We start from the raw sequence: 24672 nt of genomic DNA, 5'->3' as shown, positions 1-24672 counted from the left end.
GTTAACAATCGCAAGCATAGCGCGGCGGCCCGCAAGGACCGCAAAGTCTGCTAAGCAGCCCGCGCCGGGGCGCCGCACACTGCCGGCATGTGCCTCCTACAGCTTCTCCGCCCCCTCTGCCTCGCCGCCGCATGCCTGTCTGCGGCACTCGCCCAGGCCGGCGGCTTCGCGACGATCGAGATCCCGGCCGACCAGGAAGGCCCGGCGATCCGCGGCGGCGTATGGACGCCCTGCGCCGCCCCCGCGGGCGAGATCAGGCTGGGCCCCTCCACGATCCAGGCCGTACGGGACTGCCCGTTCCCGCCGGGCAACGCGCCGCTGCCGCTCATCGTGATCTCGCACGGCTACGGCGGCTCCTTCCTGGGCCACCACGACACGGCGCAGGCCCTGGCCGACGCCGGCTTCATCGTCGCGGCCATCAGCCATTCCGACGACAACTTCCGGATCCGCGGCGGTCCGGACGACAAGATATCGGCACTCGCGACGCGCACCACGGACATCAAGCGCCTGATCGACCACATGCTGCAGCGCTGGCCTTCCCATGACAGGATCGCGGCCGACAGGATCGGCTTCTACGGCTTCTCGCGCGGCGGCTACACCGGGCTGGTGCTCGCGGGCGCGAAGCCGGACTTCGAAAGGCTGCCGCCCCTGCCCTCGTCCCCCTGTGCAAAGGCGCCGGAAAGCGAGGAATGCGGATCGATGAAGCAGAGGTTCCGGCAACTGCTGGCCACGCCGCTGGCCCACGACGCCCGCATCAAGGCCGCAGTGATCGCCGACCCGCTCAGCACGCTGTTCGACGCCGAGGGCCTGAGGAACGTGAGGATTCCGATCGCGCTCTGGGCATCGGCCTACGGCGGCGACGGGGTCACGCCCGAGAGCGTGGATGCCGTCCGCCGCAACCTGCCCGTGGCCCCCGAATGGCATGTGGCCGGGAAAGCCGGGCATTTCGGCTTTCTCGCACCGTGCTCATCCGAGCAAATCCAGGCGAAATCGGAAATCTGCCGCGATGCGTCCGGCTTCGACCGCACCGCCTTCCACGAGGCATTCAACGCCGAGGTGACGGCCTTCTTCGACCGCCACCTCGCTACGCAGCACTGACCCGGGTTCAGCCCGCGCGCCGCTGCGATGCCAGCCGCCGCACCACCGCCACAAGCCGGTCGATCTCGTCGAAGGTGTTGTAGAAGGCCAGCGAAGGCCGCACCGTCGTCTCCACGCCGAAGCGGCGCAGGATCGGCTGCGCGCAATGGTGGCCCGTGCGGACCGCGATGCCCTCCTCGTTCAGCGCCTGCCCCACCTCCTCGGTGGTGTAGCCGTCGAGCACGAAGGACATCACGCTCGCCTTGTCGGCCGCCGTGCCGATCAGGCGCACACCCGGAATCGCGCCGAGCTGCGCCATGCCGTACACCAGAAGGTCGTGCTCGTAGCGCGCGATGTTCTCGATGCCGATCTTGTTGACGTAGTCGATGGCGGCGCCCAGGCCCACCGCGTCGGCGATGTTGCCGGTGCCGGCCTCGAACTTGTTCGGGATCGGCTGGAACACCGTCTTCTCGAAAGTCACGTCGGCGATCATGTTGCCGCCGCCCTGCCACGGGGGCATGTCTTCGAGCACCTCGCGCTTGCCCCACACCACGCCGATGCCGGTCGGGCCGAACACCTTGTGGCCGGAGAAGACGAAGAAGTCGGCGCCGATGTCCTGCACGTCGACGCGCATGTGCGAGACCGACTGCGCGCCGTCCACCAGCGCCTTCGCGCCCGCACGATGCGCCAGCTCGACGATCTCCTTCACCGGCACCACCGTGCCCAGTGCGTTCGAGACCTGCGTGACGGCGACGATCTTCGTGCGGTCGTTCAGCAGCTTGCGGTATTCGTCGAGCAGCACCTGACCCGAGTCGTCCACCGGAATCACGCGCAGCTTCGCCCCCTTGGCGGCCGCGAGCTGCTGCCACGGCACGATGTTGGCGTGGTGCTCGAGGTTCGACACGACGATCTCGTCGCCCTCGCCCAAGTGCTGGCCGCCCCAGCTCTCGGCGACAAGGTTGATGGCCTCGGTGGTGCCGCGCACGAAGATCACCTCCTCCACCTCGGGCGCATTGATGAACCTGCGCACGCGCTCGCGAGCGCCTTCGTAGGCGTCGGTTGCGCGCGCGGCCAGTTCATGCGCCGCGCGGTGGATGTTGGAGTTCTCGTGCTCGTAGAAGTACGAGATGCGGTCGATGACCGACTGCGGCTTGTGCGTGGTGGCCGCGTTGTCGAACCAGACGAGCTGCTTGCCGTTCACGCGCTCCTGCAGGATCGGGAAGTCGCGCCGCACGGCGTGGATGTCGAAAGGCGGATGCTGCCCGCTGCCGGCCAGCGGCACGGCGTTGGGGCCTCGAGGGTCGGGCTTCGCCGGGGTGACGAAGCCGCTGGGCAGGCGCACCGCGTCGACGAAGTAGAACCGGGGCTCACTCCCTCTCCCTTCTGGGGAGAGGGTTGGGGTGAGGGGCAGCCCCGCACCTTGCGTCGTCCGCTGGCCCTCCCCCCAGCCATCTCCCGCAAGCGGGAGGGGGGGCGAGACCACGGGGGTCGCGCCGGCCGACGGATGCCCGTAGCCGTTTTCCAGGAAGTAGAACGACGAGGCCGCGGCTTGCGGTGCCGCCGCCCCGTTCAGCTGCGGCACACCCTGCACCGTGCCACCCGAGCGCGGCTCGAAGGCCGGCGCCACAGAGAGCACGCTGTCGGGCACACCGTTGCCGGACACGGCGTGCGGCACCAGGGCCGGTGCACGGTTCGCGAGCGAAGGCACCTGCGTGGGCGATGCCGGCACGAGGTTCGCGCCCGGAACCTGCCCTTGCGGGAAGGGCGTGCCCGGCACGCTGGGCCCGAAACCCGCCGGGCTTGCCAGCGGCGAACCTGCGGGCGCGACGTTGGCCGGGAACTGCGCGCCCGGCACCAGCCCGCTCGCCACGCCGGGCACCGATTCGGGCGGCGTGCCCGGCAGTGCGGAGAACATGGCGCTGGCCATGCGCGCGAGGATCGCCGGGTCGAACGGCGCCTCGCCCGGGATCGATGGAGTGCTGCTCACAGCGGCTTACTTGTAGGTGTCGGCGTAGTCGTGGTACTTGCCGATCTCGACGTCGTCGAGCACCGCCAGCGCGTCGGTGGTCAGCACCGCGAGCGAGCAGTAAAGCGAGATCAGGTACGACGCGATCGCATGGTTGTTGATGCCCATGAAGCGCACCGACAGGCCCGGGCCCTGCTCGCCCGAAAGCCCCGGCTGGAACAGCCCCACCACGCCCTGGCGCTTGTCGCCCACGCGCAGCAGCAGGATCTTGCTCTTGCCGTCGGCCACCGGCACCTTGTTCGACGGGATCAGCGGGATGCCGCGCCATGTGATGAACTGCGAGCCGAAGAGGCTCACCGTCGGCGGCGGCGTGCCGCGGCGCGTGGCCTCGCGGCCGAATGCGGCGATGGCCAGCGGATGCGTGAGGAAGAAGGCCGGCTCCTTCCAGACCTTGGTCAGCAGCTCGTCGAGGTCGTCGGGCGTGGGCGCGCCGGTCAGCGGGAAGATGCGCTGCTCCTCGCTCACCTGCGCCAGCAGGCCGTAGTCGGGGTTGTTGATGAGCTCGCTCTCCTGGTTCTCCTTGATCGTCTCGATCGTCAGGCGCAGCTGCTCCTTGATCTGGTCGTGCGGGCTGCTGTAGAGGTCGGAGATGCGGGTGTGCACGTCGAGCACCGTGCTCACGGCATTGAGGTAGTGCTCGCGCGGGTTCTCCTCGTAGTCGACGAAGGTGCGCGGCAGCTGGTTCTCTTCTTCGCGCGAGGTGCAGGTGACCTTGATCGCTTCCGGGTTCTTGACCTTGTTGACGCGGTAGATGCCCGCTTCCACCGGCACCCACTGCAGCAGGTGCGTCAGCCAGCGCGGGCTGATGGTCTCGAGTTGGGGGACTGTCTTGGTGGCATTGGCCAGCTGTCTTGCGGCGATGTCGCCAAGGGCGGTGGTACCACCAACTGTTGCGCTCATGAATCAGGGCTCCGTGAGTTGAGAAGAAAGTGGCCGCCAGTGTCCGGCGGCCGCGGGTTTTCCCTCAACAGGCTATAGCCGCCAAGTTGATCCTTCGCGCGAGGCGCGATTGTTCGAGCTGCTCGCAGCGCATGAGCAGGCCGACCATGTTGATGCCCAGCGCCGTGGCCAGCTTCTGCGCGGTGACGATCGACGGGATGACGCGGCCGCGCTCGACCTCGCCCACGTAGGAGCGGTTGAGATCGGAGCGCTCGGCCAGCTGCTCCTGCGACCAGCCTTTGTCCTCGCGCAGCTGGCGGATGGTCACGCCGAAGTCTTCGACGAACGCCTTCATACGCCACCTGCCTTCGGCGCGTTCTGCAGGCTGGCCTGCGTGACGCTCGCGCCCGGCGGCACGTCGTCGGTGATCCACACGTTGCCGCCGATGACGGCGCCCTTGCCGAGCGTGACGCGCCCGAGGATGGTCGCGCCGGCGTAGATGACCACGTCGTCCTCCACCACGGGGTGCCGCGGAAGGCCCTTCTGCAGGTTGCCGTCGGTGTCGGTCGGGAAGCGCTTGGCGCCCAGCGTGACGGCCTGGTAGAGCCGCACCCGCTTGCCGATGACGGCCGTCTCGCCGATCACGACGCCCGTGCCGTGGTCGATGAAGAAGCCCGCGTCGATCTTCGCGCCCGGGTGGATGTCGATGCCGGTCTGCGCATGCGCCTGCTCGGCCACGATGCGCGCCAGCAGCGGCAGCCCGAGCCCGTAGAGCTCGTGCGCGAGGCGGTGGTGGATCATCGCGAGCACGCCCGGATAGCACAGCAGCACCTCGTCGACGCTCCGCGCGGCCGGGTCGCCCTGGTAGGCGGCGAGCACGTCGCTGTCGAGCAGGCTGCGCAGGCCCGGCAGCGCATTCGCGAAGCGGCGCACGGCCTCGGTGGCGATATCGTCGATCTCGTTGGCAGGACGCGGCTCGTGGCGCGCGTTGAAGTTCAGCTCCAGCCGCGCCTGCACCAGCAGCGCCTGCAGGGCCGAATCGAGCGTGTGGCCGACATAGAAGTCTTCGCTCTCGTGGCGCAGGTCCGGCGGTCCGAGCCGCATCGGAAAGAGCGCGCCCTTGAGCGACTCGACGATCTGCGCGAGCGCGTCGCGCGAGGGAAACTCGCGCGCCCCCGGCTCGCGCGAGCGCCGCTGCGAATCGCGCCATTCGTTGCGCACGCCATGCAGTGCGCGAACGATGTCGCTCACCTCGAAATGGGCCATCTGTGGTTCCTCCCGGAAAAGTGTCTTGCGGGCCGCAGGATCAGTCCTGCACCCAGGGCAGCCTGTGGAAGCGCCAGCCGTCGGAGCCGCCGCGATGCTGCTGCGCATCGATCTCGCCCTCGAAGCCCTCGAGCACGTTGAAGACGTTCGTGAAGCCGGCCTTCGCTGCTGCCTCTGCCGCCAGCGCGGAACGCTTGCCGCTGCGGCACAGCAGCAGCACGACGGCGTCCTTGCCGCCGTCCTTCGCCACCTTGGCCTCGAGTTCGCGCACGAAGCGCGGATTGCGCGTGAGCGCCGTGCCGGTCGCCCAGGCCACGTGCTGGCTGCCGGGCACGTGGCCGACGAACTTGCGCTCTTCGCCGGAACGCACGTCAACCAGCACGGCCTGGCCCTTCTGCACCAGGTCCCAGGCCACCGGCGGCCTGACGCCACCGGCATAGGGCAGATTGCTCTCGGCGGCCGAGGCGCGCGCCTGTTCGAGTGCTTCGGGCAAGGCGATGACTTCTTCTTCAACTTCCACTGACATGCTGTGAGGCTCCTGTTGTGCGTTGGATACGCCTTGGTGGCGATAACCACCACTTTAGGAGCGGGGCGCCGAAGCTCAAACAACTGAAAAGTCGATTTCTAACAACCAGCCGTTGTAAAGGATCGATTCAGGGTCAAGTCAGGATCGGCTCAGGAGCGATCAGGCTGCAGCCCGTGCAGCTTCGGCCGCACGCACGGCCGGCGCCGTCAGGTCCACGCTCTTCCTGCCGTCCACGCCATACGGCACGTCGCCCGCGATCGTCACGCGACGCACCACGCGGTGCTGGTCACCGTAGTCGTTGATCGCGTAGTGCTGCGTCGCCCGGTTGTCCCAGATGGCGACGTCGCCCTGGGCCCAGCGCCAGCGCACCGTGTTCTCCAGGCGGTGCACGTGGCTCTGGAGCACGCTCAGCAGGTGGGCGGAATCATGCGTGGAGTGCCCGGCCAGCCGCTTCACGAAATGGCCAAGCACGAGGCTGCGTTCGCCGGTCTCGGGGTGCACGCGCACCACGGGATGCTCGGCTTCGAGCAGGCGGCGGGTGAACACATCGCGATATCGCTTCGTGCCCTCCTCGTCCAGATCGGCCGGCGAGCGCGCGGCGGCGTAGTCGTAGTCGTTGCCGTGGATGGCGCGCAGCCGGTCTGCCAGCGCCTTCAGGTCGTCGGGCAGGCTCTCGTAGGCCGCCACCGTGTTGGCCCAGACCGTATCGCCGCCATAGGCCGGGATCACCACCGCCCGCAGGATCGACACCTGCGGGTACGCGACCTCGAAGGTCACGTCGGTATGCCACGAATTGGCGCGGCCGCCGTGGCGGGAATCGAGCTCCAGCAACTGCGTGCCGTCCTTGGAAGGCACGGTCGGGTGCGGCACCAGCTCGCCCCACAGACGACCGAAGGCCTCCTGCTGGGCATCGTCGAGATGCTGCTGGCCACGGAAGAAGAGCACCTTGTGTTTGAGCAGTGCAGCCTTGATGGCACCGAATACCTCGGGCTGCAGCGCACCCGAGAGGCGCACGCCGCGCACCTCGGCGCCGATGTGGCCGGCCTGGCGGACTATGTCGAGTTCGTGGCCCTGCGCGTGCTGCACGGGGGCTGCGGAAGAAAGAATGGCGCTCATCGGAGGTCCTTTTTCGGAGGGATCCGGAAGATTCTGCGAGGCGCCTGGTGGGGGAGGAAGGAAGGTGTTTGCAGTTTCTAATGCGTGGGCCGACTAAGCGGGCCTCCCATGGAGAACTGACAAAAGAAAACCCGCCGTAGCGGGTTATCGGGTCAGGTTGGCCTGTCAGGGCTTGTCGCGCTCGTCTCGCACCCTCTTCAGCCGAAACTCCGCTTCGCTGGCGGAGAGTCGCCCTTCTGCGACCAGCTTCTTTAGCCTTCGCTCATCCGCGCGGTTCAGCGCGTCTTTCAGAAGGGTCATCTTGCGGTCTCGGCAAGGGTGGCATTCGTAGAAGCTAGAGGAACCCGCAACGACCTTCATCTTGGCGTCGTACTCCGCCGTGGCGATTCGTCCCGTGGGCTCGATACCCATGGCAAGTATCCGCCCGTTCTTGAACGTAACGAACGCCTCCCCTTCACACCCGGTGGTATCCACTTTCTCGGGGTCGTACCCCCTCCACAAGACTCTCCGCATACGGCGCAAGGCATAGCGGACATCCTCCTCTGTCAGCACGACGTCGTCGCAGTCCAGAAAATCTTTGTTCTCCCATGCACTTCGGTGCGAAGGAAGTGTGATCTTCACCGTTTGCACGTAGGCGATGGGGTATCGCGGATCAGCGGCATGGGCTGAAGATAGTCCTGCCGCCCCAACCAGAGCACTGGCCACGAGATTGTTGATCCTGCGCATCAAGGCCCCTTGCGCGCTGAGCGCGCCTTCTGCAGCAGGAGTTCCGCTTCGGCAGAAGAGACTCGTCCCTGCGCCACCAGTTTCTTCAGCCTGCGCTCATCGGCGCGATCGAACGCATCCTGCAGAAGGATCATCTTGCGCGTCCTGCACGGACCGCACTCGTAGTAGCTTTCAGGAGCACCGGTAGGTTCGAGTTTCGCGTCCGCTTCGAAGATGTTGATCCTCCCCGTGGGCTCGACCCCGATGACGATGATCTTTCCATTGCTGAAAGTGACGGAAGCACCTCCCGAGCACCCTGTCCGCTCCGTCTTCTCGCTGAAAAAAGCCTTCTCCGTGACCCTGCGTATGTGCCGCAGCGCATATCGCACATCATCTTCAGTCAGGACAACATCGGAGCAATCCAGGAGATCCTTGTTCTCCCACACAGACCCATTGGAGGGTTCTACGACCTCGATCTTCTTTACTGAATCAAGCGGGTATCGCTTGTCAGCCGCGTGAGCCAAGGCGCCTGCTGCAGTCGCAACCAACGCCGCCAGAAGCATGCCGATTCTTGTCATGGTGTGGGTATGGGGAGTGTCCAGTTCGCGCCTTGCGCCTCGGTAATGTTTTTTCTGCTGACATCCGGGTGACGAAACACTTCGCTCGCTGCGAGGTGCATCGACTCTTGGAGTACGTGAACAAGCCATGAAAGCGCTTGGTTCTGAGCAGCTGTCGGAGTCGGAAAGACCCCAGCGTCGCCCCGCAGCCTCTCCAGCGACATTCTCTTCTGCCTGGAATCGGGCTTGAATCCCTCCGGCAATCTTGCCCGCCCCACCATTTCGATCCCTATGGCTTCCATGTTGCTCGGATAGCGGTCTGCTGGCGCCTTGCGCATCTCGATCCTATGCATTGCCGTTGCCCCAACTTTTTCTGGAAAGTCACTTAGCGTGCACGTCGGTATGACCAGACATGGTGCCTGCAACGGCCCCACATGATTCGTCCTCTGATAAATCGCCGCCGTCTGATAAATCGTCCCATCCTTGTCGATGAGAAAGTGCGCCCCGTTTGCCTTCGGCCGCTTGTAGCTGTTCAGTGAAGACGCCGAAGTATCGGCGTCCGTCTGGTGCACCACGATGCCGGTAATCGCTCCAGCCCTCTTCCCTCGCTCGATCTGCAGACTGCGGGCATGTCTCACCCGCGCGTGGCTGATCATTCCATGTTCGTCAATTTCAACGAGCATGCGGTTCCTCCCTGAAGTTTTTGATTCAATGTATTCACGAATTCGTGACCCGCATCGATTTGCGGAACACGACTTCGCGGCGCATGCTATGGCGACGACTTCAAAGGAGATTCAGGTCTTTAAAAGAATTTATTGATTTCCAAAATTCAGCACAATCGATGAATTCGCACCCTGTAAACCGCTGAAAACACGGGTGCCAGAAAAGAAAAAACCCGGCGCCGTCACGGCGCCGGGTCGTCGCGGATGCCCGAGGGTCCGTCAGAGCTTCGCGATCGAGACCTCGGTCGACTTCACGAGGGCGACCACGTCGGAGCCCACCTTCAGCTGCAGCTCGTCGACCGAGCGCGTGGTGATGACCGAGGTGACGATGCCCCAGGCGGTTTCGACGTCGACTTCGGAGACGACGTCGCCGCGGATGATCTCGCGGACCTTGCCCTTGAACTGGTTGCGGACGTTGATGGCTTGGATGGACATGATGGGTTCTCTTTCAGGTTGATTGGGGAATTCGTTGAGGAAAAGCACGGCGAACGGCGCTCAGACGATCTCGGCCACGTCGTCGAACGCAAGCCGGGGGCCGCGCTCGAAGGTGCCTGCGTGGTCGGCCACGCCCAGGTTGACGAGGAAGTTCGCGCGGTAGCGGCCGTCCGGGAAGAAGGCCTTGTCGACCAGGTCGGCGTTGAAGCCCGACTGGGGGCCCGCATCGAGCCCGAGCGCACGTGCGGCCAGGATCAGGTAGGCGCCCTGCAGGCTGCTGTTGCGGAACGCCGTGGCCTGCGCAGCCTCGGCGCTCTTCTCGAAGAGCGGCTTGGCGTCATAGGCCGGAAACTGGCTGGGCAGGTGCTCGTAGAAGCGCGTGTCCTGCGCCACGATCACAGTGACGCCTGCGGCCAGCGTCTGCGCGGTGTTGCCCGCCGACACGGCCGGCTTCAGTTTCGCCTTGGCCTCCTCGCTGCGCACGAACACGTAGCGCGCCGGCTGGGCGTTGAAGGCGGTCGGGCCCCACTTGAGCAGGTCGTAGAGCTTGTGGATGATTTCGTCGGTCACCGGCACGGGCTTGAACGCGTGCACGGTGCGGGCCTTGCGGAACAGCTGGTCCAGCGCGGCTTCGGGGATTGATTGCAGTGTGGTCATGGCTTCAAGAGAAGGCTTTGATTCAGTTCGATGCCGCCGCCAGCGCCTGGTCGAGGTCGGCCAGCAGGTCGTCGATGTGCTCGATGCCGACCGACAGGCGCACCGTGTCCTCGGTCACGCCGGCGCGGGCCAGTTCCTCGGGCGAAAGCTGCCTGTGCGTCGTCGATGCCGGATGCGTTGCCAGCGAGCGCACGTCGCCGATGTTCACGAGGCGCGTGAAGAGCTTCAGCGCATCGAGGAACTTCGCCCCGCCCTCGCGGCCGCTGCCGATGCCGAAGGTCAGCACGCCGCTGGCCTTGCCGCCCAGGTATTTCTTCGCGAGCGCGTGGTCGGGGTGGTCTTCGAGTGCTGCGTAGTTGACCCACTTCACCGCCTTGTGCGTCTTCAGGTGCTGCGCAACGCGCAGTGCGTTGTCGCTGATGCGGTCGACGCGCAGCGCGAGCGTCTCGATGCCCTGCAGGATCTGGAAGGCGTTGAACGGCGAGATGGCCGCACCCGTGTTGCGCAGCGGCACCACGCGTGCGCGGCCGATGTAGGCGGCCGGGCCCAGCGCCTCGGTGTAGACCACGCCGTGGTAGCTCACGTCGGCCTCGTTCAGGCGCTTGAAGCGCTGCTTGTGCTCGGCCCACGGGAACTTGCCCGAGTCGACGATCGCGCCGCCGATGCTGGTGCCGTGGCCGCCCAGGTACTTGGTGAGCGAGTGCACCACGATGTCGGCGCCGTGCTCGATGGGCCGGCTCAGGTACGGCGAAGGCACCGTGTTGTCGACGATCAGCGGCACGCCGTTGCGGTGCGCGATCTCGGCGATGGCCGCGATGTCGGTCACGTTGCCCGCGGGGTTGCCCAGCGACTCGACGAACACCGCCTTGGTCCGCTCGTCGAACAGCTTTTCGAAGCTGGACGGGTCGCGATGGTCCGCGAAGCGCGTGGTGATGCCGAACTGCGGCAGCGTGTGGGCGAACAGGTTGTAGGTGCCGCCGTAGAGCGCCGTGCTGCTGATGATGTTGTCGCCGGCCTCGGCAATGGTCTGGATCGCGTAGGTCACCGCCGCCTGCCCCGAGGCCAGCGCGAGCGCGGCGATGCCGCCTTCGAGCGCCGCCACGCGCTGCTCCAGCACGTCCTGCGTCGGGTTGTTGATGCGGGTGTAGATGTTGCCCGGCACCTTCAGGTCGAACAGGTCGGCACCGTGCTGGGCGCTGTCGAAGGCGTAGGCCACCGTCTGGTAGATGGGCGGTGCCACGGCGCGGGTGGTCGGGTCGGGCGAATAGCCGGCGTGCACCGACAGGGTTTCGAATTTCCAGTTCTGCGACATGCGACTGCCTTTCAAATGGGCTGATGGATGAAGAGGCTCGTCAGATCGCCCAGCGCAACGCGTGCGCGGGAGTTGCGAGCCAGCTGGCGTCGGTGCTCTCGGCTTCAGTCTCTTCGGACTTCTGCAGCACCCTGTCGAGGATTCGTTTTTCGATCGCGGCGAATGCCGGGTCGCCCTGCGAGCGCGGACGGGCCAGCGCGATGTTCTCGTCGAGCGCGATGCGGCCGTCCTCGATCAGGATCACGCGGTCGGCCAGCGCGACGGCTTCCTGCACGTCGTGCGTCACCAGCAGTGCGGTGAAGCGGTGGCGCTGCCAGAGGTTCTCGATCAGGCGATGCATCTCGATGCGCGTGAGCGCATCGAGCGCGCCCAGCGGCTCGTCGAGCAGCAGCAGGCGCGGGTGGTGCACCAGCGCGCGCGCCAGGGCCACGCGCTGGCGCTGTCCGCCCGACAGGCGAGCCGGCCATTCGTTCTCGCGATCGGCCAGTCCGACCTGCGCCAGCACTTCCTTGCCGCGCGCCTTGGCGTCGTTGGGCAGGCCCAGCGTCACGTTGTCGAGCACGCGCCGCCACGGCAGGAGGCGCGCCTCCTGGAACATGATGCGCGTGTCGTCGTGCAGGCCGTTCACGGCCTTGCCGTCGGTGTAGAGCCCGCCGGAGCTCGGCTCCTCCAGGCCCGCGATGAGCCGCAGCAGCGTGCTCTTGCCGCAGCCGCTGCGCCCGACGATGGCGATGAACTGGCCCGGCTCGATGGTCAGGCGGGTGTTGCGCAGCACCTCGCGCGCGCCGTAGCGCTTGTGCAGGTTGCGCGCCTCCAGGCGCACGCCGCCGGCGATGGCTTGCGGCTGGGGCCGGGTCTGGATGTCTTTCAGGACGGCACTCATGATGTCTTCAGGCTCCTGGCTTGAACAGCGCCACGTTGAGCGCATCGATCTTTCTGGGAAGCAGCTTCTCGGCAAGGAAGGCATCGGCGATGCGCTGCTGCTCGCCCAGCCCCTCGGGCACCACCGGCCGCACCGCGTAGCTGCGACGGGCGTTGGCCTGCTCGATGGTCGCGGCGTCCAGGCCCCACACGGGAGACAGCAGCGCGGCCGCCTCCTTCGGGTTCTGCTTGACCCACTTGCCGGTCTTCTCGAGCTCGGCGTAGACCACGCGCAGCACGTCCGGCCGCGCCTTCGCGAACTTGCTGCTCGCGAGGTAGTAGCGCTGGTACGAGGCGATGCCCGCGCCGTCGGCAAGCACGCGCACCTTCGACTGACGCTGGGCAGCGGCGAGGAACGGGTCCCACACCACCCAGGCGTCGATCGCGCCCTTCTCGAAGGCTGCACGGCCGTCGGCGGGCGTGAGGTAGGCGGGCTCGATGTCCCTGAACGAGAGGCCGGCCTTGTCGAGCGCGGCGATCAGCAGGTAGTGCGCGCCGGCCGCCTTCGCGAAGCCGACCTTCTTTCCCTTGAGGTCGGCCACGGTCCTGATTGGCGAATCCTCGCGCACGACGATGGCCTGCGCCGAGGGCGACGGCGCCTCCTGCGCGAGGAAGGTCAGGTCGGCGCCGGCCGCCTGGGCGAACACGGGCACGGTGTCGGCCACGTCGGCGCTGATGTCGAGGTTGTCGAGGTTCAGCGCCTCCAGCAGCGGCAGGCCGCTGGTGAACTCGTGCCAGCTGAGCGTGACGTTCAGCGGTGCGAGCTGCTTCTCGAGCACGCCCTGCGCCTTCAGCACGGCGATGAGCGTCGACGACTTCTGGTAGCCCAGGCGCACCGTGGCGGGCCGGCTGGCCACACCCTGGGCGAACACTGCGCCCGAGCCGAGTGCGGCGAGCGTGGCGATGGCCGTGCGACGGGAGATCGATGGATGCCGTGTCATGTCCCTGCCCTCACTTCGCCTTCTTCTGGTAGCCGGGGTGCCAGCGCAGCCACCATTGCTCCAGGCCGCGCGCGAACAGGTCGGCCAGCTTGCCCAGCAGTGCGTACAGCAGGATGCCCACCAGCACGATGTCGGTCTGCAGGAACTCGCGGGCGTTCATCGTGAGGTAGCCGATGCCGGCCTGCGCCGAGATGGTCTCGGCCACGATCAGGATCACCCACATCAGCCCCAGCGAGAAACGCAGGCCCACCAGGATCGACGACAGCGCGCCCGGCAGGATCACCTCGCGGTAGAGCTGCCAGCGCGAGAGCCCGTAGGTGCGGCCCATCTCGATGAGCTGCGGATCGACGTTGCGGATGCCGTGGAAAGTGTTCAGGTAGATCGGGAAGAACACCGACACCGAGATCAGGAACAGCTTGGCCGACTCGTCGATGCCGAACCACAGGATCACCAACGGGATCAGCGCCAGCGCCGGGATGTTGCGCACCATCTGGATGGTGGAGTCGAGCAGCGTCTCGAAGAACTTCACCGACCCGGTGAGCAGGCCCAGAGCCAGCCCTGCACCGCCGCCGATGGCCAACCCCAGCAGAGCGCGGCCCGCGCTGACCTTCACGTGCGTCCACAGCTCGCCGGACACCGTGAGGTTCCATGCAGCCTTCACCACGTCGATGGGCGCCGGCAGCACGCGCGTGCTGAGCCAGCCCAGCGACGAGGCGATCTGCCAGAAGACGATGAGCCCCACCGGCACCAGCCATGGCACCAGCCGCTTCGCGACGTTGACCGCGAAGGCCTTGAACGCGCTGCCGCCCACCTCCTCGGCCGGCACGACCGCCGGCAGTTCCTGAACCTGTTCAGTCATGGCGATCCTTCAACTTTGCGAGACAAGGCGCGACGGCGCGTCCAGATTGGCGACGACCTCGCCGAAGGGCCCGCTCAGCGAGCCGCCGGCCAGCTGCGTCTTCGCCTTGCGCGACAGCAGCGGGAACACCAGCTCGGCGAAGCGGTAGGCCTCTTCGAGATGCGGGTAGCCCGACAGGATGAACTTGTCGAGGCCCAGGGCCGCGTATTCCTCGATGCGCGCAGCGACCGTCTTCGGGTCGCCCACCAGCGCAGTGCCGGCACCGCCACGCACCAGGCCCACGCCGGCCCACAGGTTCGGCGCGATTTCCAGATCGGCGCGGGTGCGCTTGGCACCGCCCGCATGCAGCGCGGCCATGCGGCGCTGCCCTTCGGAATCCATGCGCGCGAAGGCGGCCTGGGCGCGGATCACGGTCTCGTCGTCCACGCGGCTGATGAGTTCCTCGGCGGCCTTCCAGGCGGCATCTTCCGTCTCGCGCACGATCACGTGCAGCCGGATGCCGAACTCGACCTTCCGCCCGTTGCGCTCGGCGCGCGCCCGGACGTCGGCGATCTTCTTCGCCACCTCGGCGGGCGGCTCGCCCCAGGTGAGGTAGGCGTCGACCTGCTCCGCCGCCAGCTCATGCGCAGGCGCCGAAGAACCGCCGAACCACACCGGCGGATACGGCTTCTGCACCGGTGGGTAGAGCAGCTTCGCGCCCTTCACGCTCAGGTGCTTGCCGTCGTAGTCGAAAGACTGCCCGTCGTGGCTGCGCGCGATGATCTCGCGCCAGATGCGGATGAACTCGGCCGACTGCTCGTAGCGCGATGCGTGGTCCAGATACACGCCGTCGCCTTCGAGCTCCGCCTGGTCGCCGCCCGTCACCAGGTTCACCAGCAGCCGCCCGCCCGAGAGCCGGTCGAAGGTCGCGGCCATGCGCGCCGCGAGGCTGGGCTGGTGCAGCCCGGGGCGCACCGCCACCAGGAACTTGAGCTTCCTGGTCGCGCCGATCAGGCTGGAGGCGATGACCCACGGGTCTTCGCAGGAGCGGCCCGTCGGGATCAGCACGCCCTCGTAGCCGAGGTTGTCGGCCGCGCCGGCGATCTGCTGCAGGTAGGCCAGGTCGATGGGGCGGGCGCCCTCGCTGGTGCCGAGATAGCGGCTGTCGCCGTGCGTGGGGAGGAACCAGAAGATCTGCATCATGCGACTCCCGCGCCCGCCGCTTCGAGCACGTTGATCTTTTTCGGGATCAGCTTCAGTTCGAAGAAGGTGTCGGCGATCTTCTGCTGCTCGCCCAGGATGGCCTTGGTGATCGGCGCGGTGCCGTAGGCCGAGCGGTTCACCGACAGTTCGGCCACCGGCTTCGGAAGGCCCCAGAGCGTGGCCAGCTCGCCGGCCAGTTCGCCCTTGTTGGCGGCACCCCAGACGTCGACCTTGTTGAGCTCCTCGATCGCGATGGCCAGCACGTCGGCGTTCTTCGCCACGTAGTCCAGCGAGGAGAAGTAGTAGGCGCGGTTGCCGACCACGCCGGTGGCGTCGGCCAGCACGCGCGCGTCGAGCGACTTCTCGGCCGCGGCCAGGAACGGGTCCCAGATCACCCACGCGTCGACCGAGCCCTTCTCGAAGGCGGCGCGCGCATCGGCGGGCGGCAGGTAGACCAGGTTCAGGTCGGCGAACGCGAGGCCGTGCTTCTCGAACAGCTTGACGATGAAGTAGTGGACGTTCGAGCCCTTGTTGAGCGCGATCTTCCTGCCCTTGAGATCGGCCACGGTCTTGATCGTGGAGCCCTTGGGCACCAGCACCGCCTCCGACTGCGGACGCGGCACGGTCGCACCCACGTAGGCCAGCGGTGCGCCGGCAGCCTGCGCGAAGATGGGCGGAGCCTCGCCCACGTCGCCGAAGTCGATGGAGCCGACGTTCAGCGCCTCGAGCTGCACGGGGCCGGCGGTGAACTCGGTCCACTTCACGCTCACACCCAGGGGCGCGAGGCGTTTTTCGAGCGTGCCGCGGCCCTTGAGCAGCGTGAGATAGCCCTTCTGGTTTCCGATGCGGAACTGGCGCGCGGGCGACTGCTGCGCCAGCGCGGCGAAGGAGGAAGGCAGCGCGATGGCCGCGGCCGCGCCCTGGATCAGGCGTCGGCGGGGAATGGAGGTGCGTGTCATGGTTGTGCGGGAACGATCGATGCGTCGAAGGCCTCAGGGCTGCGCCGTGACCACGGCTTCGCTGACCTTGATGGGCTTGGGAATGAGCTTCAGCGCGAAGAAGGTGTCGGCGATCCTTTGCTGGTCGGCCGCGACGGCCGGCGTGATCGGCTTCACGTTGAACTCGTAGCGGCGCAGCGCGAGCTCGACCACGTCGACCGGCAGGCCCTGCAGCGGAGCGATCAGCTCGGCCGCCTGGCGCAGGTTCTTCTTAAGCCAGATGCCCTGCTCCACCGAGTCGGCGAACAGCGCGTCGATGACCTTCGGGTTGTTCTTCACGAAGCCGCGCTCGCCCAGGTAGTACTGGTAGTTGTTGACCACCTCGGGGGTGCCGTCGGCCAGCACGCGCGCGCCGGTGGCTTTCTCGGCGGCGGCCTGGAACGGGTCCCAGATCACCCAGGCATCGACGTTCCTGCTCTCGAAGGCGGCGCGGCCGTCGGCGGGCGCGAGGTAGACGGGCTGGATGTCGGAGAGCTTCAGGCCGTTCTTCTCGAGCTGCTTCACGAGCAGGTAGTGCACGTTGCTGCCCTTGTTGAGCGCGACCTTCCTGCCCTTCAGGTCGGCGACCGACTTGATGGGCGAATCCTTCGTGACCAGGATGGCCTCAGCCCGCGGCGCGGCCGGGTCGTAGCCGAAGTAGACGAACTTGGCGCCCGCGGCCTGCGCGAAGATGGGCGGCGCCTCGCCGACGTAGCCCACGTCGACCGCGCCCACATTCAGGCCTTCGAGCAGCTGCGGGCCGGCCGGGAACTCGACCCACTTCACGCCGAAGCCCAGCGGCGCGAGCTTCTTCTCGAGCGTGCCCTGCGCCTTCTGCAGCACGAACAGGCTGGCCGACTTCTGGTAGCCGATGCGCAGCTCGCCCTTGCCTTGGGCATGCGCCGAGGCGGCGGAGATGAAACTCACGATCAGCGCGATGGCGCTGACCACGATGGCGCTGATCAGCAGATCGCGCAGGCCGCGCCAGAAGGAGCGCGGCGGCACTTCGAGCACGGGGTCTTCGGTTGCGACGGGGTTCATGCGTGGATTCCTTGGTGCAAAACGTCGGGCAAAGGCTGGCCCACGGCACGCGATGTGCCGGAAGCCTTTTCGTGGAACGCCGCGGAACCGGCTTTGCCGGGCCGCAGGTGTTGCCCCCGGTAGGGGGTTGGCGAAGCGGCACGAAGTGCCGCGCAGCCTGGGGGCGAGCCCCGCTAAACGCTACATCGCACGCGGGAAAACGGCACCGGCTCGAAGCCGTGCGTGGCAGGCAGCTTGAGACCTTCGGTGGCAAGCACCTCGACGGCCTCGTTGAGTCGCTCGGCCAGGTCGTTGTGCACCTGGTAGGCGTTCTCGGGCGTCAGCGCGATCTGCGATTCGCTGGCGTACACGCCCGGCAGGATGTGGCGCGCCGACAGCGACTGCAGCACGGGCCGCAGCGCGTAGTCGAGCGCAAGCATGTGGTGCGGGCTGCCGCCGGTGGCCAGCGGCAGCACCGTCTTGCCCTTCAGTGCGTTCTGCGAGAGCAGATCGAGGAAGACCTTGAGCAGGCCGCTGTAGGCCGCCTTGTAGACCGGCGTGGCCACCACGATCACGCGGGCGGCCGCCACCTGGGCGATGGCCCGTTCGATGGCCGGGTGGTTCCACTCGGCCAGGAGCAGCGCCTGCGCCGGCAGTTCGCGAACGGCGAGCCGCTCGATCCGCGCGTGACGCTGGGCCAGCCGCTCACCCACCGCGTCGAGCAAGGCGGTTGAGCGGGATGGGGCCGTGGGGCTGCCGGCAATCAGGAGAACGGACACGGAAAACCTTAGTTCGATGAAAACAAGCGCGAATTCGTCGGGGCCGCCGCGCACGACCGCCCGAAGCGGCCTGCCCACCCCCGGTAGGGGTTGGCGAAGCGACGCGCGGTGCGCGCAGCCTGCGGGCGAGCCAGTTACTTCTGTTTTGTGTTGTAGATCTGGTCGAAGGAGCCGCCGTCGGCGAAGTGCTCCTTGTCGGCCTTCGCCCAGCCGCCGAAGGCCTGGTCGATGGTCACCAGCGTGAGCTTGGGGAACTGCTTGTCGTACTTGGCCTTGGCCTTCTCGGAGGTCGGGCGGTAGAAGTTGCGCCCGGCGATGTCCTGGCCTTCGTCGGAGTACAGGTACTTCAGGTACTCCTCGGCCACCTCGCGCGTGCCCTTCTTGTCGACGACCTTGTCGACCACCGACACGCTGGGCTCGGCCAGGATGGAGATCGACGGCACCACGATCTCGAACTTCTCGGGGCCGAATTCCTTCAGCGCCAGGAAGGCTTCGTTCTCCCAGGCCAGCAGCACGTCGCCCACGCCGCGCTGCACGAAGGTGATGGTCGCGCCGCGCGCGCCGGTGTCGAGCACGGGCACGTTCTTGAACAGGTTGCCGATGTATTCCTTGGCCTTCGCGTCGCCGCCGTACTTGCGCTTGGCGAATTCCCAGGCGGCCAGGTAGTTCCAGCGGGCGCCGCCCGAGGTCTTGGGGTTGGGGGTGATCACCTGCACGCCGGGCTTGACCAGGTCGTCCCAGTCCTTCAGGCCCTTGGGATTGCCCTTCTTCACCAGGAACACGATGGTCGAGGTGTAGGGAGCAGAGTTGTGCGGCAGGCGCTTCTGCCAGTCGGCCTTGACCAGGCCGCCGTGGGAGACCAGCGCGTCGATGTCGCCGCCCAGCGCCAGCGTGGCCACGTCGGCGTCGATGCCGTCGATGATCGAGCGGGCCTGCTTGCCCGAGCCGCCGTGCGACTGCTTGACCGTCACGTCCTGGCCGGTCTTGGCCTTCCAGTACTTGGCGAAGGCCTGGTTGTAGTCCACGTAGAGCTCGCGGGTCGGGTCGTACGACACGTTCAGCAGCGTCACGGGGCCCTTGGCAGCCGCCGCGCCTTGGGCGAGCGCCGGCAATGCCGACAGGGCCATGGCACCGGCCACGCCGGCACCCAGGGAAAGCTTGATAAAGTCGCGGCGAAGGCTCATGGTGTCTTGCTCTTAAAAGGCATATCGATGAAGCTGCGTATTCTCAATACGACATATAGAAACTGGAACGACCAAGTTTTCAGTTCTAAATAGCCAAATCAACTAAGCAGCCCGCCGCCGGCTCTCCCCGGTTTTTCCCGTATCCCCACTTTTTCCCGTTCAGAAGGCAACAGAAATGGCACGCATGGTTCAGTGCATCAAGCTCGGCAAAGAGGCCGAAGGTCTCGACTTCCCGCCCTACCCCGGCGAACTGGGCAAGCGGATCTGGGAAAGCGTCAGCAAGGAAGCCTGGGCCGCCTGGCTCAAGCAGCAGACCATGCTGGTCAACGAGAACCGGCTGAACCTGGCCGATCTGCGCGCCCGCCAGTACCTGGCTCGGCAGATGGAAAAGCACTTCTTCGGCGAAGGCGCCGACGTGGCGCAAGGCTACGTCCCCCCCACGGCCCCCTGACAGTCACCCCGCGATTGCCGCCCACCTCTTCCTCGGGAAACACCGCAGAACCGGCTTCGCCGGGCTGGAGGTGTTGCCCCCTCGAAGGGGGTGGGCGAAGCGACACGAAGTGCGCGAAGCCTGGGGGTGAGCCTGTTACCTGGCGCGCAGACGGCGTTCCCCGCAGCGAGCGCTTCGACGACATCTATCACACAGAAACCGGCGCACTGGCTCAGTCGCGCCACGTCTTCCTCGGCGGCTGCGGCCTGCCGCAGGCCTGGGGCGGACAGCCCCAGTGGCGGATTCTCGAAACCGGCCTCGGCCTGGGCCTCAATTTCCTGACGACCTGGCAGGCGTGGCGCGCCGACCTGGCACGCCCGCGCTTGCTGCACTTCGTCTCGGTGGAGGCCCATCCGGTCTCGGCCGCCGATCTGCTGCGCGCGGCGGGCGCCTATCCTGAGCTGGCTCCGCTGGCCGCCGAACTGGCTGCGCAGTGGAACGGCCTGCTGCCGGGCTTCCATCGGCTGGCCTTCGACGATGGCCGCGTGCTGCTCACGCTGTGCGTAGGCGACGTGCAGCCGATGCTGCGTGCCCAGCGCTTCGAGGCCGACAGCATCTTTCTAGACGGCTTCAGTCCCCGGCAGAACCCTGAAATGTGGTCGCCGGACACGCTCAAGGCGGTGTCGCGCTTCGCCCGCCAGGGCACGCGCATCGCCACCTGGACCATCGCGCGGGCGATTCGCGACGCGCTGGCGCAGCAGGGCTTCGTCATCGAGAAGCGTCCCGGCCTGCCGCCCAAGCGCGACTGCCTGTGCGGTACCTTCGCCCCCGCCTGGACCGTGCGCCGCCGCGAGCCCGTGCCCGAGCGCGTCGATGCGCCGGGCCGCTGCGCCATCGTCGGCGCGGGCCTGGCAGGCGCCGCCGTGGCTGCCAGCCTAGCCCGTCGCGGCTGGCACGTGACGGTGCTCGATGCGGCCGACTGGCCTGCGTCCGGTGCGTCGTCGTTGCCTGTCGGCATGCTGGCACCGCATGTGTCGCCCGACGACGCGCTGCTCTCGCGGCTCACGCGGGCAGGCATCCGCGCGACGTGGATCGAACTCGAGCGCCTGCTCGAAGAAGGCCGCGACTGGTGCGCCACCGGCGTGCTGGAACGCCGGCCCGATGGCGATGTGCGCGTGCCCGCCGGCTGGAGCAGCCGTGGGCCGAACGAATCCTGGCCCGCCGATGCCGATCGGCTGGCCGCAGCCGGCCTGACCACCGACACGCCCGCGATCTGGCACGCGCGCGCGGCCTGGGTGAAGCCTTGGCGGCTGATCGCAGCCTGGCTGCGCCAGCCCGGCGTCGAGTTCCGCGGCGGCTGCCGGGTGGAACGGCTGGAGCGGCATCCGGACGGCTGGCGGCTGTTCGATGCTTCGGGCGGGTTGCTGGCCGAAGCGGACCGCGTCGTCATCTGCGCCGGCTTCGAATCGGGCCGCTTCGCACCCGCCCTGCCATTGCAGCCGGTGCGCGGACAGGTCGCCTTCGGCCCGATGCCCGACGACAGCACCCCGCTGCCCCACACGCCGATCAACGGCGACGGCCATCTGGTCGCCCACGTCCCCGGCGAGCGCGGCGAAGCCCCGATGTGGCTGGCCGGTGCGACCTTCGACCGTGATAGCACCAGCCTCGAACCCAGCGCGGCAGACAGCGCCGCGAACCGAGAGCGCCTCGCACGCCTGCACCCGTCCGCCGCCCAGGCGTTGGCCGACGCCGAGAGTCACGCATGGGTCGGCGTCCGATGCGCCTCGGGCGACCGGCGCCCGCTCGCAGGCCCGGTCGACGCCGGCCTCTGGGCGTGCACGGCGCTGGGCTCGCGCGGCCTGAGCTTCGCGGCCCTGTGCGCCGAGCTGCTCGCCGCGCAGTGGCATGCCGAGCCGCTGCCCCTGTCTGCCACGCTGGCCAAGGCGCTCGGCACCCAAAGGCTCTGAATCGCGTCCTAGCTGGCGCCCTTCACCGCCGGCGCCAGCATGTGGTCGATGCGGCTGTCGCCATAAGTGCGCAGCACTTCGGAGATCACGACCTTGTAGCCGTCGAGCCAGTTCGCCTGCGCGGCCTTGGCCTGCTGGTGCGCGGGATGCCGGCTCAGCGCCTGCAGGCTTTCGAGCGAGTCCCAGTAGTAGACGTTCGACACCAGGCCGTTTCCTGGGTTTTCCCAGGTTTCCTCGCCCAGGTAGCCAGGCAGCGACTTCGCGGCGGCGGCGATGGTCTGGTCGAGGCGGTGGAACTCGTCGTCGAATTGCTTGCTGGCGAAGATGAAGGTGGCGGAGTACATGGCGGCGCGGTATTTCCTCGATGTCTCGATGGAACGGAATGGGCGGACCGGAGGGCGCCGATTCTGCGGCATGGTGCGTACGGCGCCGCGCTTTTGCAGGGCGAAGGCACGAGAATGCGGCGCATGGCCATCCAGTACGACATCAGGCACACCACCGTCTACCGCTACAGCAAGCCGGTCAGCTTCGGGCTGCACCGCGTGATGTTCCGTCCGCGCGACAGCCACGACCTGCGCGTGCTGGCCACCGACCTGCAGGTGAGCCCCGAGGCGAACACGCGGCTCATCCAGGACCCCAACTCCAACTCCGTCGCGCTGGTGCAGCCGCTGGGCGAAGCCACCGAACTGCGCATCGTGTGCTCCTTCACGATCGAGCACGTGCCGCCCTCGCAGCGCGACCTGTTGACGCTCGACCCGTCGGCCGAGTTCCTGCCTTTTGCCTACTCGGTTCAGGAGCGCCTCGACCTCGAGCACTACCTGCGCCCGCACCACGACGACGACGGGCAAGGCACCCTGATCCGCTGGGCCCACCAGTTCCTGCGCAGCGACAAGCCCAACAGCACGCGCGAGGTGCTCACGCGCATGAACGCGCACATCGGCCAGAGCTTCGAGTACAAGGCGCGCGACGAGGAAGGCACCCAGACGCCGCTGGAGACGCTGGCGCTGGGCAGCGGCAGCTGCCGCGACTACGCGCTGCTGATGATGGAAGCCACGCGCCGCCTGGGCATTGCGACGCGCTTCGTCTCCGGCTATCTCTACGACGCGGCACTCGACACCGCCGCGCGCACGCAGGGAGAGCCCGACTCGATGACCGGCGCCGGCACCACGCACGCCTGGCTGCAGGCCTACCTGCCGGGCGTGGGCTGGCTTGCCTTCGACCCCACCAACAACCTCATGGGCAGCGGCCAGCTGATCCGCGTGGGCGTGGCGCGAGACCCTTCGCTGGCGGCGCCCATCTCGGGCAGCTGGTTCGGCGACCCGGAGGCCTACGAGGGCCTGGAAGCCACGGTGCTCGTCACGCGCCGCGAGGGCTGACGGCGACACGACCTGCACGGCTGTCGCGCAAGTGATAGCCGCTGCGGGAAATCCCCCACGGGCGGCTTCGGCATCGCCTCTACGCTGCGCCGCCGGCCAGCGAAATAGCACGGTCGTTCTACGCGATCGCGGGTGCAGCGCCGCGCCGGTCCTATTCCAAGAACCTGAAAAAAACGGAGAGAGACACCCCATGCATTCAGCGCGCCTGACACTCATCGCCCTGGCAGCCAGCCTCGCCGTCGCCTCGTGCGGCGGCGGAGGCGGCGGCTCGAACGGATTCACCTTCCTGCCCTCGGCCCCCGCCCCAGCTCCCGCTCCGGCCCCCAACCCGCCGGCGCCCCCGCCCCCCGCACCGGCCCCCGCGCCGGAAGAGACCCGCCTGCAGGACAGCCGCAACTCCTTCGCGCCGGCAGACCCCTCGGCCACCACATTCGCCGCGCTCGCGGCCGCCCCGAGCGACACCGTCGACAACAGCACCACCAGCCGCTGGGCCGGCATGCTGGGTGGCGCCCAGTACAACGTCGAGGTGCCCGCCAACTGGAACGGCAAGCTCGTGATGTACGCGCACGGCTATGCCGGCGAAGGCAACCTGCTGAAGGCCGGCACGCCGACGATCCGCCGCTACCTGATCCAGAACGGCTACGCCTGGGCGGCCTCCAGCTACAGCAAGAACTACTACGACGTGCGCGCCGGCGTGGAGGACACCAACGCCCTCGCCCTGCAGTTCAACGCCATCGCCAAGGCCAACGGCCGCGAGCTCGCAGCGCCTTCGAAGATCTTCATCACCGGCCACTCGATGGGTGGCCACATCACGGCGGCCGCCATCGAGGACGAGGCCTACGCCACGGCCAACCACAAGGTGAAGTACAACGGCGCGGTGCCGATGTGCGGCGTGGTGGGCGACACCGAGCTGTTCGACTATTTCGCCGCCGCGCAAGTGACTGCGCAGGCACTGGCCGGCAACGCCAGCTATCCGACGCCGAAGTGGGCCGACATCGGCGCGCAGGTCACCGCCACGCTCTTCTCGACCTTCACGAGCTCGGACATCGTGCCCAACGGCGCCACCGGCCTGGCCTACGCCTCGGTGCTGCAGAACCTGACCGGTGGCCCGCGTCCGCTCTTCCAGTTCGCACTTGGCAAAGGCCGCTCCTTCCAGGCGGTCTGGGGCGTGTTCGGCAGCGACGGCACGGTCAACGGCATCCTCAACAAGAGCACGCTGGACACCAACCGCTTCACCTACAAGATCGACGGCGACACCGCCGCCACCGACCAGCTCAATGCGAGCGCGCAGAAGCTCACCGCCGCGCCGGACGCCAATCGCCTGCGCACCGACGGGCTGCGCTGGATTCCCAAGGTCAACGGCGAGTTCAAGATCCCTGTGGTCACGCTGCACACGCTCGGCGACCTGTACGTGCCCTTCAGCATGGAGCAGATCTACAACCAGCGCGTGGCGGCCAAGGGCAACAGCCAGTGGCTGGTGCAGCGCGCCATCCGCGGCATCACGCACTGCGACTTCACGATCAAGGAACAGGAAGAAGCCTTCGCGGCCATGCTCGCCTGGGAGCAGGACAACACCGCCAAGCCCGCGGGCGACGACGTGGTCACGCCCTCCACGGTTGCAAGCTCGCTGTACGGCTGCAAGTTCACCCGCAATGCACAGAGCCCGGACGACAGCACGGACCTGATGGCCGTGCGCTCGCAGTTGGCGGTAGGCGCCCCCTGCGCCCCTTGAGGCTTCGAGGCGAGGACCGGCGGGCT

Annotated in this window: 26 protein-coding genes; 5 read left to right on the top strand and 21 right to left on the bottom strand. The window is 67.4% G+C overall.

Translation table 11 applies throughout. The annotated features are described in order from the left end of the window. The first annotated feature begins 87 nt into the window (after positions 1-87). Positions 88-1098, top strand: coding sequence for an alpha/beta hydrolase family protein (locus FHY06_RS02220; RefSeq protein ID WP_184603133.1), 1011 nt, complete (start codon positions 88-90; stop codon positions 1096-1098). Between the two features lie 7 nt (positions 1099-1105). On the opposite strand, the gene FHY06_RS02215 is transcribed toward FHY06_RS02220, so the two are convergent. From FHY06_RS02215 to FHY06_RS02120, 20 genes are all read right to left on the bottom strand, one after another. Beyond that, on the bottom strand, positions 1106-3004 hold the full coding sequence (locus FHY06_RS02215) for a family 2A encapsulin nanocompartment cargo protein cysteine desulfurase (RefSeq protein ID WP_260310101.1): 1899 nt from the start codon (positions 3002-3004) through the stop codon (positions 1106-1108). A 66-nt stretch (positions 3005-3070) separates the two neighbouring features. Then, on the bottom strand, positions 3071-4003 hold the full coding sequence (locus FHY06_RS02210) for a family 2A encapsulin nanocompartment shell protein (RefSeq protein WP_019652892.1): 933 nt from the start codon (positions 4001-4003) through the stop codon (positions 3071-3073). 64 nt (positions 4004-4067) lie between these two features. Beyond that, entirely contained in the window at positions 4068-4337 is a 270-nt protein-coding gene (locus FHY06_RS02205; RefSeq protein ID WP_019652893.1) for a helix-turn-helix domain-containing protein, read from the bottom strand. Beyond that, on the bottom strand, positions 4334-5248 hold the full coding sequence (epsC, locus tag FHY06_RS02200) for a serine O-acetyltransferase EpsC (protein WP_019652894.1): 915 nt from the start codon (positions 5246-5248) through the stop codon (positions 4334-4336). Before epsC ends, FHY06_RS02205 begins: the two co-directional genes overlap by 4 nt. Positions 5249-5288: 40 nt before the next feature. Next, the gene (locus tag FHY06_RS02195; protein ID WP_019652895.1) at positions 5289-5774 is read right to left on the bottom strand and encodes a rhodanese-like domain-containing protein; all 486 of its coding nucleotides are present in this window, start codon (positions 5772-5774) and stop codon (positions 5289-5291) included. A gap of 159 nt (positions 5775-5933) precedes the next feature. Continuing rightward, positions 5934-6890, bottom strand: coding sequence for a TauD/TfdA dioxygenase family protein (locus FHY06_RS02190; protein ID WP_184603128.1), 957 nt, complete (start codon positions 6888-6890; stop codon positions 5934-5936). A 165-nt stretch (positions 6891-7055) separates the two neighbouring features. Beyond that, positions 7056-7616, bottom strand: a complete 561-nt coding sequence (locus FHY06_RS02185) for a hypothetical protein (protein ID WP_132799052.1) — start codon at positions 7614-7616, stop codon at positions 7056-7058. Next, the gene (locus FHY06_RS02180; protein WP_093302762.1) at positions 7616-8173 is read right to left on the bottom strand and encodes a hypothetical protein; all 558 of its coding nucleotides are present in this window, start codon (positions 8171-8173) and stop codon (positions 7616-7618) included. The genes FHY06_RS02185 and FHY06_RS02180 overlap by 1 nt, the downstream gene beginning before the upstream one ends. Continuing rightward, the gene (locus tag FHY06_RS02175; RefSeq protein ID WP_184603126.1) at positions 8170-8835 is read right to left on the bottom strand and encodes a peptidoglycan recognition protein family protein; all 666 of its coding nucleotides are present in this window, start codon (positions 8833-8835) and stop codon (positions 8170-8172) included. The genes FHY06_RS02180 and FHY06_RS02175 overlap by 4 nt, the downstream gene beginning before the upstream one ends. A 258-nt stretch (positions 8836-9093) precedes the next feature. Beyond that, positions 9094-9309: a TOBE domain-containing protein gene (locus tag FHY06_RS02170; protein WP_007829250.1), complete on the bottom strand. Its 216-nt coding sequence runs from the start codon at positions 9307-9309 to the stop codon at positions 9094-9096. Between the two features lie 60 nt (positions 9310-9369). Next, positions 9370-9966, bottom strand: a complete 597-nt coding sequence (locus tag FHY06_RS02165; RefSeq protein ID WP_019652899.1) for a malonic semialdehyde reductase — start codon at positions 9964-9966, stop codon at positions 9370-9372. Between the two features lie 22 nt (positions 9967-9988). After that, the gene (locus FHY06_RS02160; RefSeq protein ID WP_184603124.1) at positions 9989-11278 is read right to left on the bottom strand and encodes an O-acetylhomoserine aminocarboxypropyltransferase/cysteine synthase family protein; all 1290 of its coding nucleotides are present in this window, start codon (positions 11276-11278) and stop codon (positions 9989-9991) included. Between the two features lie 40 nt (positions 11279-11318). Then, positions 11319-12161 (bottom strand): ATP-binding cassette domain-containing protein, encoded by an 843-nt coding sequence (locus FHY06_RS02155; protein ID WP_019652901.1) that lies wholly within the window; start codon positions 12159-12161, stop codon positions 11319-11321. A 7-nt stretch (positions 12162-12168) separates the two neighbouring features. Beyond that, entirely contained in the window at positions 12169-13140 is a 972-nt protein-coding gene (locus tag FHY06_RS02150; protein ID WP_126181660.1) for an aliphatic sulfonate ABC transporter substrate-binding protein, read from the bottom strand. A gap of 10 nt (positions 13141-13150) precedes the next feature. Continuing rightward, the gene (ssuC, locus tag FHY06_RS02145) at positions 13151-13999 is read right to left on the bottom strand and encodes an aliphatic sulfonate ABC transporter permease SsuC (protein ID WP_126181659.1); all 849 of its coding nucleotides are present in this window, start codon (positions 13997-13999) and stop codon (positions 13151-13153) included. Positions 14000-14008: 9 nt separating this feature from the next. Further along, the gene (gene ssuD / locus FHY06_RS02140; RefSeq protein WP_026346207.1) at positions 14009-15178 is read right to left on the bottom strand and encodes an FMNH2-dependent alkanesulfonate monooxygenase; all 1170 of its coding nucleotides are present in this window, start codon (positions 15176-15178) and stop codon (positions 14009-14011) included. Further along, positions 15178-16140, bottom strand: coding sequence for a sulfonate ABC transporter substrate-binding protein (locus tag FHY06_RS02135; RefSeq protein ID WP_184603122.1), 963 nt, complete (start codon positions 16138-16140; stop codon positions 15178-15180). The genes ssuD and FHY06_RS02135 overlap by 1 nt, the downstream gene beginning before the upstream one ends. A gap of 33 nt (positions 16141-16173) precedes the next feature. After that, complete coding sequence (locus FHY06_RS02130; protein WP_132799062.1) at positions 16174-17199, bottom strand: sulfonate ABC transporter substrate-binding protein; 1026 nt, start codon at positions 17197-17199, stop codon at positions 16174-16176. 173 nt (positions 17200-17372) lie between these two features. Continuing rightward, positions 17373-17957: an NADPH-dependent FMN reductase gene (gene ssuE, locus FHY06_RS02125; RefSeq protein WP_019652906.1), complete on the bottom strand. Its 585-nt coding sequence runs from the start codon at positions 17955-17957 to the stop codon at positions 17373-17375. A 134-nt stretch (positions 17958-18091) separates the two neighbouring features. Then, positions 18092-19141: a sulfate ABC transporter substrate-binding protein gene (locus FHY06_RS02120; protein ID WP_311733663.1), complete on the bottom strand. Its 1050-nt coding sequence runs from the start codon at positions 19139-19141 to the stop codon at positions 18092-18094. 175 nt (positions 19142-19316) lie between these two features. Here FHY06_RS02120 and FHY06_RS02115 point away from each other — a divergent pair, with 175 nt between their 5' ends. Further along, entirely contained in the window at positions 19317-19592 is a 276-nt protein-coding gene (locus FHY06_RS02115; protein WP_019652908.1) for an oxidative damage protection protein, read from the top strand. A gap of 14 nt (positions 19593-19606) precedes the next feature. Further along, the gene (mnmC, locus tag FHY06_RS02110; RefSeq protein ID WP_184603120.1) at positions 19607-21538 is read left to right on the top strand and encodes a bifunctional tRNA (5-methylaminomethyl-2-thiouridine)(34)-methyltransferase MnmC2/FAD-dependent 5-carboxymethylaminomethyl-2-thiouridine(34) oxidoreductase MnmC1; all 1932 of its coding nucleotides are present in this window, start codon (positions 19607-19609) and stop codon (positions 21536-21538) included. Positions 21539-21546: 8 nt separating this feature from the next. On the opposite strand, the gene FHY06_RS02105 is transcribed toward mnmC, so the two are convergent. Next, positions 21547-21882: an antibiotic biosynthesis monooxygenase family protein gene (locus tag FHY06_RS02105; protein ID WP_184603117.1), complete on the bottom strand. Its 336-nt coding sequence runs from the start codon at positions 21880-21882 to the stop codon at positions 21547-21549. Between the two features lie 123 nt (positions 21883-22005). On the opposite strand from FHY06_RS02105, the gene FHY06_RS02100 reads away from it, so the two are divergent. After that, a complete protein-coding gene (locus FHY06_RS02100; protein WP_260309761.1) occupies positions 22006-22914 on the top strand; it encodes a transglutaminase family protein in 909 nt (302 codons plus the stop codon). A 190-nt stretch (positions 22915-23104) separates the two neighbouring features. Further along, on the top strand, positions 23105-24646 hold the full coding sequence (locus FHY06_RS02095; protein ID WP_184603115.1) for an alpha/beta hydrolase family protein: 1542 nt from the start codon (positions 23105-23107) through the stop codon (positions 24644-24646). The last annotated feature ends 26 nt before the right edge of the window (positions 24647-24672 follow it).

The sequence above is a fragment of the Variovorax atrisoli genome (assembly GCF_014195185.1).
In the GTDB taxonomy this organism is placed as follows: Bacteria; Pseudomonadota; Gammaproteobacteria; order Burkholderiales; family Burkholderiaceae_C; genus Variovorax; species Variovorax atrisoli.
Note: the sequence above shows the minus strand (reverse complement) of the source record. Positions and strands in the feature narration are given on the sequence as shown.